This window comes from Petrotoga sp. 9PW.55.5.1, from assembly GCF_003265365.1.
Lineage (GTDB): Bacteria > Thermotogota > Thermotogae > Petrotogales > Petrotogaceae > Petrotoga.
In genome coordinates, this window is record NZ_AUPM01000056.1 from 20,422 (window position 1) to 34,884 (window position 14,463).

At 32.0% G+C, this 14,463-nt stretch carries 11 protein-coding genes and 1 pseudogene; 11 read left to right on the forward strand and 1 reads right to left on the reverse strand.

Annotation, left to right across the window (positions count from 1 at the left end):
- Window positions 1–85: 85 nt before the first annotated feature.
- Both PW5551_RS08195 and PW5551_RS08200 read left to right on the forward strand, forming a co-directional pair.
- On the forward strand, window positions 86–916 hold the full coding sequence (locus PW5551_RS08195; protein WP_113075294.1) for a class I fructose-bisphosphate aldolase: 831 nt from the start codon (window positions 86–88) through the stop codon (window positions 914–916).
- 50 nt (window positions 917–966) lie between these two features.
- Window positions 967–1,983 (forward strand): carbohydrate kinase family protein, encoded by a 1,017-nt coding sequence (locus PW5551_RS08200; protein WP_113075295.1) that lies wholly within the window; start codon window positions 967–969, stop codon window positions 1,981–1,983.
- A 516-nt stretch (window positions 1,984–2,499) separates the two neighbouring features.
- On the opposite strand, the gene PW5551_RS08205 is transcribed toward PW5551_RS08200, so the two are convergent.
- Entirely contained in the window at window positions 2,500–3,564 is a 1,065-nt protein-coding gene (locus PW5551_RS08205) for an ERCC4 domain-containing protein (RefSeq protein ID WP_113075296.1), read from the reverse strand.
- 485 nt (window positions 3,565–4,049) lie between these two features.
- On the opposite strand from PW5551_RS08205, the gene PW5551_RS08210 reads away from it, so the two are divergent.
- The 9 genes and pseudogenes from PW5551_RS08210 (at window position 4,050) to PW5551_RS08250 (ending at window position 14,238) form a co-directional block, all read left to right on the forward strand.
- Entirely contained in the window at window positions 4,050–5,024 is a 975-nt protein-coding gene (locus PW5551_RS08210) for an alcohol dehydrogenase catalytic domain-containing protein (RefSeq protein ID WP_158526169.1), read from the forward strand.
- A gap of 442 nt (window positions 5,025–5,466) precedes the next feature.
- On the forward strand, window positions 5,467–6,522 hold the full coding sequence (locus PW5551_RS08215) for a LacI family DNA-binding transcriptional regulator (RefSeq protein ID WP_113075298.1): 1,056 nt from the start codon (window positions 5,467–5,469) through the stop codon (window positions 6,520–6,522).
- A gap of 12 nt (window positions 6,523–6,534) precedes the next feature.
- The gene (locus PW5551_RS08220) at window positions 6,535–7,563 is read left to right on the forward strand and encodes an ABC transporter substrate-binding protein (RefSeq protein WP_113075299.1); all 1,029 of its coding nucleotides are present in this window, start codon (window positions 6,535–6,537) and stop codon (window positions 7,561–7,563) included.
- Window positions 7,564–7,631: 68 nt separating this feature from the next.
- Window positions 7,632–9,155 carry a sugar ABC transporter ATP-binding protein gene (locus tag PW5551_RS08225; protein WP_233488494.1) on the forward strand — a complete coding sequence of 508 codons (1,524 nt, stop codon included), beginning with the start codon at window positions 7,632–7,634 and terminating at the stop codon, window positions 9,153–9,155.
- Window positions 9,152–10,123, forward strand: coding sequence for an ABC transporter permease (locus tag PW5551_RS08230; RefSeq protein ID WP_113075300.1), 972 nt, complete (start codon window positions 9,152–9,154; stop codon window positions 10,121–10,123). Before PW5551_RS08225 ends, PW5551_RS08230 begins: the two co-directional genes overlap by 4 nt.
- A 21-nt stretch (window positions 10,124–10,144) precedes the next feature.
- A complete protein-coding gene (locus PW5551_RS08235) occupies window positions 10,145–10,567 on the forward strand; it encodes an RbsD/FucU family protein (RefSeq protein WP_113075301.1) in 423 nt (140 codons plus the stop codon).
- On the forward strand, window positions 10,564–11,208 hold the full coding sequence (locus PW5551_RS08240; RefSeq protein WP_113075302.1) for a transaldolase family protein: 645 nt from the start codon (window positions 10,564–10,566) through the stop codon (window positions 11,206–11,208). The genes PW5551_RS08235 and PW5551_RS08240 overlap by 4 nt, the downstream gene beginning before the upstream one ends.
- A 60-nt stretch (window positions 11,209–11,268) precedes the next feature.
- On the forward strand, window positions 11,269–12,684 hold the full coding sequence (locus PW5551_RS08245) for an L-fucose/L-arabinose isomerase family protein (RefSeq protein WP_113075303.1): 1,416 nt from the start codon (window positions 11,269–11,271) through the stop codon (window positions 12,682–12,684).
- Window positions 12,685–12,716: 32 nt separating this feature from the next.
- Window positions 12,717–14,238: pseudogene (locus PW5551_RS08250) on the forward strand (FGGY-family carbohydrate kinase).
- The last annotated feature ends 225 nt before the right edge of the window (window positions 14,239–14,463 follow it).

Consider the following 14,463-nt stretch of genomic DNA (forward strand, 5'->3'; position numbering starts at 1 on the left):
GGAATCATTTGTACAGCAAAATTCTTTAAAAGGTAGTTTTAGAATTTCTAAAGTGAGTAAAACAATTAAAAGAGGAGGATAAAAAATGGGAATAAAAGATCTTAGAATATCACACATTTTAAATTCAAAAAGTGGTAAATCTGTTATTATTCCGATAGATCATGGATTAGTAATGGGAAATATTGAAGGACTTCAAGATCCCATAGATATATTAGAAAAGCTTATTAAACTAGGAATAGATGGAACTCTGATGAGCCCTGGTATAACTAAAATAACCAATGAATATTTCTGTTCAAAAGATGCCCCAGGGAGGATATTAACTATAGACCTTCCCTTATCATCAACAATCCCTGGTGAAAGTGGAAGAATAATTGGGCATGAAGTAATTTCAGATATAGAATTTGCCATAAGGAATGCTCTAGATTTAGTTAAAGTATTACTACCCTGGGGAGAAAAAGAAAATGTTCAAATGGAAAGTATAAAAGTTGTGTCAAAAGTCGCTACTGAATGTGACAAATGGAATATTCCATTGATGGTAGAGCCAGTTTTTTGGGGTAGTCATACGTCGAAAGATAAAAAAAATGACCCAAAATTAATTGAACATGCTGCTAGAATGGCACTTGAACTAGGGGCTGATATTTTAAAAATTCCATACACAGGGAATGTATCAGAATTTAAACAATTAATTAAGCATTTGAAAGTACCTGTATTTGTACTAGGTGGGCCAAAGATGGATAATATAAAAGATATATTAAATGCTGCTAAAGAATCCATAGAAGCAGGTGCAAAAGGAATAGTATTTGGAAGAAACGTATGGCAAAACCCTAAGATGGAATCTCTTATAAAAGGTCTTAAAGAAATTGTTCACGAAAACGCTTCGGTTGATGAAGCCATTAAGAAGTATGACTTATTTTAAAAGCATTATCAATGATATTGATTTTGCATTCATAAAAGGAGAAGCGTAGAATGGATAGAGTAGGTATTACAATTGGTGGAATTATTGTATATGATTACATAAAAATTATTGATAACTATCCTAAAGTTGGTCAATTAGCAAACATATTATCAATGGGCTATTCAGTTGGAGGAGCTGTACCTAATACTTTAATAGACTTAGCAAAAATAGACAAATCTTTGTCCCTTCAGGCTATAGGAATGATTGGGGATGATGAATCAGGTAAGTATGTTTTAAAATTTTTAAAAGATAACGGTATAAATACAGAAATGGTATATACACAAAATAAAATTGGAACTTCTTTTACTGATGACATGATTATTGAGTCGACAGGTGAAAGAACTTTTTTCCATTATCGTGGAGCCAATTCATTACTTGATTTCTCTCATTTCGATTTCGAAAAAATAAAATCAAAGATATTACATATAGGGTATCCTTTATTATTAGATAGACTTGATTCTTTCGATCCTGAATACGGAACAGTATTGGCAAAAACGTTTGCGATGGCTCAAAAAAAGGGAATAAAAACATCTTTAGATTTAGTAAGTGAAAATTCTGATAGATTTTCCAAAATTATTCCACCTTCTTTAAAATACACTGATTATTGTACTATAAACGAAATCGAAGCTTCTTTAACAACTAATATTCCTATAAGAGACGCTGGCGACAATTTGATGATTAATAATATTAAACCTATATGTATCAAATTAAAAGAAATGGGAGTAAGAAAGTGGGTGATAATTCATTTCCCAGAAGGAGCTTTTGGGATAGATGAGAATAATAATTTTTATGAGCAACCATCGTTTGAACTACCAAAAGGATACATAAAAGGAGCAGTTGGTGCAGGTGATGCCTTTTGTGCGGGGGTTTTATATTCAATCCATCAAGGATGGAATATGACTCAAGCTCTAAAGGTAGGCACAGTAACAGCAACTTGTTGTCTTTCAAAAAGTGGAACAACTGAAGGAATAGAAAATATAGAAAGCATGATGAAATCATTTGATAATTTTCCATTAAGAAAATTATGAGTTATTAATAACACTTATCTAATTTTAGTTCTGTTCCTAGCTAAATAAATTTTAGCTAGGATTTTTTATTAGATTGCTTTTTCAAGGCTTTTATTATGTTTTTTGAAATTTATGACGTATTAGATCATAATTGATTGTCATTGAAAGAGTGAACTGGAAGGACATGATATCATTTCAAAGGCATCTAATTATGATCTAACCAATTGTTTTCACGGACAATAAATATACTAACACCATTTCCCTCCGTGGTCACAGACGAGAAATTGGCTTAAATTCCCCTCTTGAGAGGGGTGTCAGACTGAAAGTCTGACAGGGTGTGGTACATATAATTTGCTAAAAGCAAATTAAAGAGTGACTACCCCGTCTGCAGTATAAAACGCTGCATCCACCCCTTCGTAGAAGGGGAATTGCCTTAAATTCCAATCTTGAGAGGTTTATTGGTTTTTATTCCCCTTTTTGAAAGGGAATTTTGGACTTAAGTCAAGATAGTAGACAGAAAAAAGTAGTGAAATGTCCCTATATCTTTCTCCAAACAGTTGATTTACCATGCCCAAAATTGTCTATTAAACCCTCTTTTTTGAGGTCGTTCATCACTTTTCTAATTGTGGAGTCAGAGGCAACTGGGAATTTGTCTCTTAAGGTATTTATAGTGAAGTCCCCCTCAATATTTTGGATAATTTCTTTCCTTATATCGTAATAAATACCTCCCTTAAAATCCTTAGAAGAAGTGAATTGCATGGTTTCTTCCTCAACTATGTTGGGTATAGATTCTTTTTCGTGAGAAACAACTGCTTGAAAAAATCTAAGGGTCCATTCGTTTGCTATCTTTCTGTTTCCAGCGAAGATAATTTGAAAGTTTGGATGAAACGCGAAAATTTCTGCTACTACTTTTGAAATATACGAAGGGGAATAAACTTTTAATTTATCCGGATTCAAAAAATCAGAGTAGTTGGCTTCGATAACAAGTGCTGAATGCTTATATTTTTCTAATTCACCAAGTTTCAAATGAAAAATAGGCAAATTTTTAATGTCTGAAATTATATTTTCAAAGCTCTTCCTTTCAACCACCGCAATTATTACATCATTAAGTATTAGAGCATAATCACCAGCTTTAAGTTGAGTTTTTTCAACAGTGCAATTTGTAAATTTCCAAGGGTATTTTTCGTTTTTATCTATTAATATGTGGAGATAGTTGTTGCCTTTTGCTGTCAATTTAACACGAGGTTTGTGCTCTTTCATGCCTTGTTCGGTACGCCAAAATATTTGTTCGTATTCGCCAGCTTTGTTTTTGTATTGTTTTTTTAAAAAGAGAAAGTCACATCTTTTATTAACATTTCTATCAAGGACCACAGAAAGTCTTTTACCATAACGGTTAATAGAAATAATGGGTATTCTTTCTACCTCTGAATAAATGTTGGCAGATTCTTCTTTATCTCTGAGGCAAAATATATGTTTACCTGCTCCAGGCCACTTGTCTTGCACAAATAATGCCAACAATATTTTATTATTTTTTCTTATAGACACTCTATATGGGAAATTTTCTTTATCTGTTGATTCAAGGATCCACAATAGAGAGCTCATAATTTTTTCTCCTTTTAAAAAGTAAGCAAGCTCTTAGAACTTTTCTTATCTTTATTTTACTATATTATGTCGTTTTTCACAAAACTTGATTGATTATTTTTTTAAAACGGCCACACCCCCTGTTATTGGAGAATAAATAAAGAAATCTTACTTTTTCACAAAAATGGTTTTGGAATTAAAACAATTATTATCATCTTAAGAAAATTATGAGTTATTATTAAAACTTATCTAATTTTAGTTGTATTGTATTCCTAGCTAAATAAATTTTAGCTAGGATTTTTTATTAGATTATAAATTAGTTCCGAATATTAGATTACTTTTTAAGGCTTTTATTGTGTTTTTTGAAATTTATGAAAGATAGTTTTGTAAATTATGTGGTACCATTTACAATACATCTAATTGTTGAATTTACTGTTTTTATTTTCCATGAATTAATAGAGGTTGTCGGAAATGAAGAAATTACAATAATCAAGAAGGTGGAGCTAATGCAATCAATTTATATTAAAGAACCTCATAGTATTGGAATAATTGAAAGTGACATTCCTCAGCCAAAAGAAGATGAATCGTTGGTAAAAGTTTTGGGATGTGGAGTTTGTGGGACGGATTTAAAGATTTTTAAAGGAGAAACACTTGCAACTTATCCTCTTATACCCGGTCATGAGATTGTAGGAGAGATAGTGAGTTCTCAAACATTAGAAAAAGGAACAAAAATCACAATAGACCCTAATATTCCATGTGGTTCTTGTCAGTATTGTAGAGAGGGAAAAATACATTTGTGTGAAAATTTAAGAGCCGTTGGAGTTAATAGATCCGGTGGATTTTCAGAGTTATTGGTAGTTCCTAATAGACAAATTTATGTTTTAAATAAAGATATAGATGTTAGAAGTGCAATATTTTCAGAGCCTCTTTCTTGTATTATTCATGGATTGGACCTCTCAAATTTCAAATATACTGATGACATTGCGATAGTTGGTGGAGGAGCTATTGGAATAATATTTTCGATGTTATTAAGCAGATTATCAATAGGTAATACATTAATTTTTGAAATTTCTCAAAAAAAGATTGAGTTTATCGAAAATGAACTAAAATTAGAAGTTACACATCCTGATAATTTTTCTAATAAACAAAAATTTGACATTGTATTTGAGTGTTCAGGCAGTATCCCCGGATTAGAGACCGCTTTTTCCTTAGTAAAAAAAGGTGGTAAAATTATAGACTTTGGTGTAACTCCAAAAGGCATGAATGCAAAAGAAACCGAGCCTTTCAAAATCTATAGTCAAGAATTATCTATGATTGGATCCTACGTAAATCCATTTACAATGCAAAGAGCGGTAAAAATAATAAATAGCAAAGAATTTGAATTTCAAAAATTATTAACTGATGAAGGAAATCTTTCGGAGATTCAAGGTTATATCACCTCTTCTAAAAAGCCTTTTTTAAAAGCTGCATTTATAAGATAAATAAAAGACCTCTTCTTTTGATTAATCCCATCTTTATAATTAAGATGGGATTTTTATTTTGCTTGAAAGTTTTAACTATCCTTTCTAAATAATAGGACATGTCTTAAATTTATATGTAACATAATCTTATAGTAAAAATAATTTAAGCAATTTACCCCAATAAGAAGGGGTTCTAAGTTGATTTGACAAAAATATCCGATTAGGTTCGATTAAAGGGAAATATTTAGAATTATATATGTTTAAGAAGACATATCTTTAAATATCTTAGTAATTATTCATTTTGAATTTATATTTTATTCATGTATAATAAGAAATAGAAACGTAAACGATTACTGAAATATTACTTTGCGAAACTTGATAATAAGGGTCAAAAAAAAGGACTAGTTGAGAGTTTTAAGATTTGAAAAAGGAATGATTTTTTAATGAAAGGCGTGCTGATATTATGACAAAAAAAATAACAATTAAAGATATAGCAGAGAGAGCTGGAGTTTCAGTAGCTACGGTGTCAAGAGCATTATCAGGAAAACCTGGTGTTAGCGATCAATTAAGAAAAGAAATTCAAATAAAAGCAGAGGAATTAGGATACTTAAAAAATTCTGCAGCAATTTCTTTGAAAACTTCCAAATCTAAAACAATTGGAGTAATAGTTTCCGATATAAGGAATCCATTTTTTTTGGATTTTCTTACAGGAGTAGACAATGTTTTATTTTCAAGAGGATATAAGTTTTTACTGAGTAATTCAGATGAAAATGTGGAAAAAGAAAAAGTATATCTTAATTGGATGGTTGAACATGGTGTAGAAGGTATTCTAGCTTCGCCAGTTTCGGAAAAAGACGGCAAAAGTAGCGTAAATTTGTATCGAAAATTTTATAAATTGGGTATCCCCATTGTTTTATATGATAGAACTTTTCCTAAAGAAACACAGTTTTCTTCTGTAACAATAGATAATAAAGATAGTATAATACAAGCTTTGATTTATTTAAAGAATAAAGGACATGAAAACATAGGTATTTTTTTATCAAAAAGTGGGATTTATACTATCGAGGAAAGATTAAAAGGGTTTATAGAAGGATGTAAACTTTTGAATTTACCTTTCAAAGAAGAATGGATAGGAAGGGATCTCTATCCTGAAGAAATGACATATAACAAGTTAAAAGAATTATTAGATAAAAAGAATTTACCAACAGCGATAATAGCTACTAATAATAAAATAACTAAATTGTTAGTAAGTGCTTCCAGAAAACTTAATATAAATATTCCTAAAGATCTTTCAATAATGGGATATGATGATTTGCCCGAAAATGAAATTATTTCACCACCTATTACATGTATTAAGCAGCCGGTTTTTGAAATTGGTAGGATTGCTTCAACTATGCTTTTAGGGAAAATAAACGATAATTTTTCTGAACCTACTAAAGTAATTTTAAAAGCTGAAATAATTGAGAGGAAATCTATTCAAGATTTAAATAAAAAAGTTTCTCATTTCATCAAAACTTAGGAGGTGCGTGGTATGAAAAAGAGTTTAACTGTTTTATTGACTTTTATGATTCTTTTGAGTTTTTCTTTGGTAGGTTTTGCACAAACAAGCTTTTTTGATATTTCAAAAGCAAACCCACCTAAGGCTATTGAATCAAGTGACATGACAATTTTTTTCATCGTAAAAGCAAGTGAAAATGAATTCTGGCAGATAGTCTTAGATGGAGCTCAAAAAGCGGCGAAACATTTTGGTGTGGAATTTATACATCAGGAAGCAACTTCTGAGTCAGAAGTTTCAAGACAAGTTTCAATATTAGAAACTGCCATAATTACTAAACCTTCAGCAATTGTATTGGCTCCAACCGTAGCAGATGCCTTAGTTCCAGGGATCGAAAGGGCTATGGAAAGTGGGATACCTGTTATTATTATTGACTCTATGGCAAATACGGATAATTATGTTTCTTATCTTGGATCAGACAACTATGTGATTGGCCAGAAATCAGCGGATGAACTTGCAAAGGCCTTAGAAAAGAAAAACGGATCTGCGTCAGGTAAAGTTGCTGCGATTACTTATATGAGTGGAGTTGGCTCATTAGAAGCTCGAATGTCTGGATTTTTGGACAGAGTCAAAGAAGCTTATCCTGATATAGAAGTAGTAGCGGTTAGAGATGCGATGGGTCAAGTAGGTAATACAATAAATATCACAATAGATTTATTGACAGCTCATCCAGATTTGGACGGTTTATATGCTAATAATCAAATGACTGGAGATGACTTAGTTAGAGCTTTGGATATGCTGGGAAGAAAAGATTTAGCAGCTGTAGCTGTTGATTCAAGTGCACAAGAAATTTGGGGCTTAGAAAATGATTATTTAGATGCTGTTTTAGTTCAACAACCTTGGGTGATGGGTTATGCAGGTGTCGCTTATGCTGTGATGGCAAGAAATGGAGTTCCTTTGGCTAAAAATGTTGATACAGGTATTTTGGTAATAACCAAAGAAAGTTTAGCTAGTGGAGAAGCAGATGCTGCGATTAATCCTTTTGAATATTATAAAAATTGGTAAAAGTTCTTAAAAACATCAAAAGGGGAGTTTTAACTCCCCTTTTTGAAAATAAGGGCGAGGTGATTTTTTTGAGTGAAAAAAACTCAAATGAAAGCGTAATAATGAGAAATATAACAAAAACTTTTCCTGGTGTTGTTGCTTTACAAAACGTTAGTTTTGAAGTAAAACAAGGAGAAGTTAGAGGATTAGTTGGAGAAAATGGTGCGGGAAAATCTACTTTGATAAAAATTTTAACGGGGGCATATAGACCTGACGAAGGAGAGATAATTGTTTTCGGAAAAAAGTATTCAAAAATGGATCCTACGCTTTCCGAAAAGCTGGGGATAGCAGCTGTTTATCAAGACTTAATGCTTTCAAATCATTTATCAGTTCAAGAAAATATTTTTTTGGGAAACGAAATAAAAAATTTGGGATTTATAAATAAAAGTGAAATGTATAGAAAGGCTGAAGAATTACTTGATAATTTAGGGTATAAAGGAATTATTAGTCCAAGAAGCAAGTTATCTGAAATCAGTCCCGCCCAAAAAGGAATGGTAGCTATTGCAAAAGCTTTAATGAAAAATGCAAAAATAATGATACTTGATGAACCCACAGCTATTTTGGCAGAAAGAGAAGTAAAAGAATTATTCAGAGTAGTGAAACAGTTGAAACAAAATAATATTACAATCATTTATATTTCTCATCGTTTAGAAGAAGTTTTTGAACTATGTGATACAGCTACAGTATTAAAGGATGGGAAAGTTGTTGGTAGTAAAAATATTAAGGAAACCACAGAAGATGAATTAGTTAACATGATGGTTGGTAGAGAATTAAAAAAACAACATTATATTAATAGAAAGATAGGCGAAGAGATTTTAAAAGTGCAAAATTTAAAAAATGATAAGTTAAAAGGATGCTCTTTTTCTTTAAGAAAAGGAGAAATAGTTGGGTTATACGGTTTGGTAGGATCTGGAAGGACTGAATTAGCAAGAGCTTTATTTGGTGCTGATCCAATTGAAGAGGGAGATATATATATAAAAGGACAAAAAATTGCTAAATTATCTCCTAATAAAGCAATAAAGAAAAGGATTGGCTTGCTTCCAGAGGATAGAAGAGAACAAGGTTTAGCAGTAAAACTAACGGTAAAAGATAATATTAATCTTCCTATATATTCGAGAATAAGTAAACTTGGGATTATTAATTCTAAAAAAGAGAAAGAAAACACGTTCCGTTTTGTGAAGTCTTTGTCAATCAAAACTCCTACGATCTATCAAAAAGTTGAGAATTTAAGCGGAGGGAACCAACAAAAGGTTGTACTTTCTAAATGGTTAGCAAGTGAATCTCAAGTTTTTATTTTAGATGAGCCTACTAATGGGATAGACGTAGGTGCTAAGGAGGAAATATATCAATTAATAAATGAATTAGCTTCAAATGGAAATGCGATATTGCTTATTTCATCTTATATACCTGAATTAATTTCAATATGCGATAGAATACTTATCATGAGAGAAGGAACGATTGCGGGCGAAGTAATAAGAGAAGAATTTTCCGAGGAAGGTATACTTTCAATAGCTATTAAAACAAAAAATAGTAAGGTGGGTGTAGGATCATGAAAGGTCAGAAAGAATTAATAAATTCTTCAAAGAAAAAAATATCTTTTATATGGAACACTCAAACAGTTATCTTGTTAGTTTTAATCGCTATGTGGGTTTTTTTAGCCATTGCAACTGAGAATTTTTTCACATTACCAAATATTCAAAATATTTTAAGGCAAGTCACTATTCAAGGGGTTAATGCAGTAGGAGTTACGTTGGTTATTATTACCGCTGGAATAGATCTTTCTATTGGTTCAGTAGTAGCTCTTGTTAACATACTATTCGCAACACTTTTGGTTGGAGGATCATCTATTTGGATATCAATTTTACTTGTATTGGCATTAGCTACAGGCTTAGGGTTTGTAAATGGGTTTTTTGTTCATCAGTTTAGAGTTCCACCATTTATTGCCACATTAGCAATGATGAGTATCGCAAGAGGAGCAGCTTTGCTTATTTCTGGAGGAAGAAATGTGTTTGGCCTTCCAAGGAGTATAGCGAATTTTTCTTCTGGTACTTTTTTGGGGATACCAAATCTTTTTTGGTTTTTGATTTTAGTTATTGTTTTTATGGAAATATTATTAAGAAGGACCACATTTGGTAGATACGTTTATGCCGTCGGAAGTAACCCCGAAGCTGCAAGGTTATCTGGAGTGAATATAAGGTGGGTTATTATAGGTGTTTATATGATAGCAGGTTTTTTGTGGGGACTTTCTGGAATACTTGAAACTTCAAGAATTTGGATGGGTGTTCCAAGTACGGGAACAGGTTATGAATTAGATGCTATAGCTGCAGCAGTATTAGGAGGAGCAAGTTTAATGGGTGCTCAAGGAAGTGCTATAGGAGCATTTTTAGGTGCGATGGTGATGACTACAATATACAATGGATCGGTTCTTTTAAATATAAATCCCTTTTGGCAAAGAATAATAGTTGGTATTATTTTAATTATAACTGTTTCTATTGATCAGGTGAGAACAAGAAAAAAATAAAATCTTTTATGAGGTGAAAAAATGCTTAAAGGTATCCCTCCTGTAATTTCTCCACAATTAATGAAAGCTCTTTTAGAAATGGGGCATGGTGATGAAATTTTATTAGCTGACGGTAATTATCCCTGTCATTCCAGTGGAATTCAAGTTGTTAGATTAGATGGTCATGGAATTCCAGAAATATTAGATGCTGTTTTAATGTTTTTACCTTTAGATACTTTTGTTGAAAGCAACGTAATTTTTATGGACAATGGATTAAATGAGAAACCAAAAATATGGGAAAAATATGAATATGTTTTAAAAAAATCTGAAGAGGACTACAGAATAGAAAGAATGGAAAGGTTTAAATTTTATGAAAGAGCTAAAAACGTTTTTTGTGTTATAGCTTCAAGTGAAACCGAGCTATATGCTAATATTATTCTTAAAAAGGGAGTTGTGATCTATTGATATACATTGATTCCTTGGAAGAGAAAGCAGTATTATTATTAAAAAATTCACCTATTAGTGGATTAACAACTAATCCTACAATAATAAAGCGAGATAGAAATGCCTGGGGGTTTACTGATACAATAATATATCTACAAAATAATCCAGGTAATCATTTTATTCAAGGAAGTGTGAAGAACAATAATTGGTTTAAAAGATTAGAGGAACTTTTAGAAAAAAAAGAAATAGACTCGAAAAAATTTACAATTAAATTACCCTGGGATCCTTTATTAGCAACATTTTATATAAAACCATTAAAGATCTTAGGGTTTAAAGTTTGTGCCACAGCAGTTTACAACTTACAGCAAGCATATACGGCACTTTGTGCAGGGGTTGACTATATTGCATTTTATTATGACAGGATGAAAAAAAGCAATATAGACATTGAAAAAAAGTTATTAGATATTGTAAATATGTGTAGTAAACATAAACCAGAACTTCGTTTGTTAGGTGCTAGTATAAAAGATATTCAAACTGCAAATGAATTAGTGAAATTAGGTGTCCATGATCTTACTTTACCTTTGAATATAGCAGAAGAATATTTGAAAGTATATTTTCCTCAAAATGATTTAGAAATATTTGAAGATGATTTTAAGTTATAGAGATTAATGGCTTCAGAAATCTTATAATATTTACTATAAAATTCTATTGGAGGTAGTAACATGCAGAAAAGAAAAGTCGGATTAATCACATTTTCAGATGGGAGAGATTTTGTTCATGAAGAAACTTTGGAGATGAACAAAAAATTCGAGGATAGGTTAGCAAAAGCATTAGAAAATACTGGAGAAATTGAAGTTGTTAGAGCTTCAGACATAGTCAATAAACCTTCAAAAGCTAAAAAAGCTGGAAAAGAAATGATGAAAGCAGAAGTTGAGATGACGATTTTTAATTATTCTATATGGTGTTGGCCACATTTAAGTGTGATAGCCTCTCTTTATGCACCGGGACCTTATTTGACTTATGGACAGATAAACCCAAAATATCCAGGAATGGTGGGGTTGTTAGCAGCAGCCGGAGCTTTAGAACAAATTGGAATTTTCCCTGAAAGAGTGTGGGGAGAACCTGAAGATTCCAAAGTAATAGAGAAATTATTGAAATTCGTTCGTGCAGCAAGTGCAGCTCATAGGTTAAAAGGTGAAAGATATGGTATGTTTGGGGGAAGGCCTATGGGTATGTATACAGCATCTGCAAATGGAGATCAATGGATGAAAGAATTTGGTATAGATGTTGAACAAATAGATCAATATGCACTTGTTTTAAAAGCCGAGAAAGTACCTGACGAAAAGAAAAAGAAAGCCAGAGAATGGCTTGAAAAGTTGTCAAATGTACAATATGATGGTAAAAGGCTAACTCCTGCGATTTTAGAAAAACAGATAGGTTTGTATTATGCTGCATTAGAAATAATTAAAGAAGAAGAACTTGACTTTGTCGGCTTCAAAGGTCAACCAGAAATGACAAACAATTACGCAACGATGGATATAGCAGAAGCCTTTCTAAACGATCCTTACGATTTTGATGGACCTAAAGAACCAATAGTTGCTGCTACGGAAACGGATATGGACGGGGCATTAACTATGGAGATATTCAAATATATAGCTCAGACTCCAGTATTATTCGCGGATGTTAGACATTACTTTAAGGAAGAAAATTTACTTGATTTAGCAAATTCTGGACAGCACGCAACATATTTTGCTGGAAAGTCTATTAAAGCTGAAGAAAATTTAAAAAACGTAATTATACATCCGGAAGACTTTTATTTTCCTGCTGGTGGTGGGGCAGTCAAACATTTTGCTGCACCAGGAAGGGTAACTCTTGCTAGATTGGCAAGGCAAGATGGAAATTATGTAATGACGATAGTCCCAGCGGAATTTGTAGAATTGAGTGATGAAGAAAAGAAAAGACTCAGTGAGCAAGTTCAAATTGAATGGCCGCATGCTTATGTAAAGTTAGACACAGATATGGAAACATTTTTAGAATATTATCCATGTAACCATACACATGGAGTTTATGGAGATTATGTTGATGAATTAGTACATTTTTGCAAGATTAAGGGTATTGATTATCAGATTTTGGATTGATAAAGGGAATATCTTTCATAGGAGCGATCGATATGTATTTAATAGGGGTAGATATAGGAACTCAGAGCACTAAAGCAGTAATAACTGATGAAAAAGGGAATGTATTAGCGGAGTCTTCAAAAGAGTATTCTGTTTTAACTCCACATCCTAACTGGGCAGAGCAATGGCCAGATGTATGGTTTAACGCTGTATTAAGCACTTTGAAAGAAGTTGTTGATAAATCAAAAATATATTCAAAAGAAATTGCTGGTATTGCAATAAGTGGACTATATGGTGGCTCTGGTATACCTGTTGACAAGAATTTTAAACCATTAAGACCATGCTTGATTTGGATGGATAGAAGGGCTACAAATGAAACAGATTGGGTTAAAAAGAATGTCTCTAAAGAAACCATTTTTAAAATAACAGGAAACTATGTAGACAGTTACTTTGGATTTACTAAAATAATGTGGATAAAAAATAATGAACCGGATATTTGGGAGAAAACGTATAAATTTGTAACACCAAAAGATTATGTAATATACAAACTAACAAGTGTAAATGCTATAGATTACTCTTCTGCAGGAAATATTGGAGGTATTTTTGATATTAATAAGAAATGCTGGTCTAAAGAAATGAGTGAGATTTTAGGTATTGACATAGATAAACTTCCAGAAAATATAGTAAGATCATCTGATATTGTAGGAAAGTTACAAAAGGAATACGCAGAAATAACAGGCCTTTATGAAGGGACTCCGATTATAGCTGGAGGTATTGATGCTCCTGTTGCCCAGTTGAGTGCAGGTTCAGTTTTTGAAGGAGAACATGTTGCTATGGTGGGGACCTCAACCTGTTGGGGAAACATACATGATGGTAAATATTTAACACCCGAATTAATAAGTTATCCATATGTTGTAGATGATTTATCAAAAATTTATACATTTGGAGGAGGAGCAACCTCGGGCGCTATTTTAAAATGGTTTAGAGAAGAATTTGGAGAGTACGAGAAGGAATTTGAAAGCAAAAGGGGAGTATCTGCTTACACTCTTTTAGAGTTGGAAGCTAAAAACATTGATGCAGGAAGTGAAGGTCTGATAGTACTCCCGTATTTTATGGGAGAAAGATCTCCGATATGGGATTCCAAAGCTAAGGGAACAATAATAGGACTCAGTTTGTATCATAAAAAAAGTCATATCTACAAAGCATTTATGGAGGCGGTGGCTTATTCTTTGAGACACAATATAGAAGAAGCTGAAAGAACTGGAATGAAGTTGAATGATGAATGTTATCTTGTGGGTGGAGCTGCAAAAAGCGATATATGGGCACAAATTTTTGCTGATGTGACAGGATATAAGATGAGAAGAACAAAACAAGAAGTTGAAGCTCCACTAGGAGATGCTTTTTTGGCAGGTTTAGGAACAGGAGTGTTTAAATATTCTGAAGATATAAAAAAATGGGTGGAATATAAAGAAGATATCAAACCAAAACCAGAAAACAAAAAAAATTTATGATAAATACTTTGAACTTTACAAAAAATTATATCAAGATACGAAAGAAATTATGAAATATCTTTAAAAAGAGTAGAATTATAAAACCCCCTTTTGGGGGTTTTTTATTTAATATCTACATTTTTCCACTGTTACTAACTACCTATCTTTTGATAAAAGAATTGAAAATAATGAAATTTCTATATTCTATCAAAAAATTTAAAAATTCATTATTCCACTTTGAAAATAGAAAAGGTTGGAGAATTTTCTGAAGAAAAAATGTTAAAAATATTTATTTTATTTGTTTTTAAAA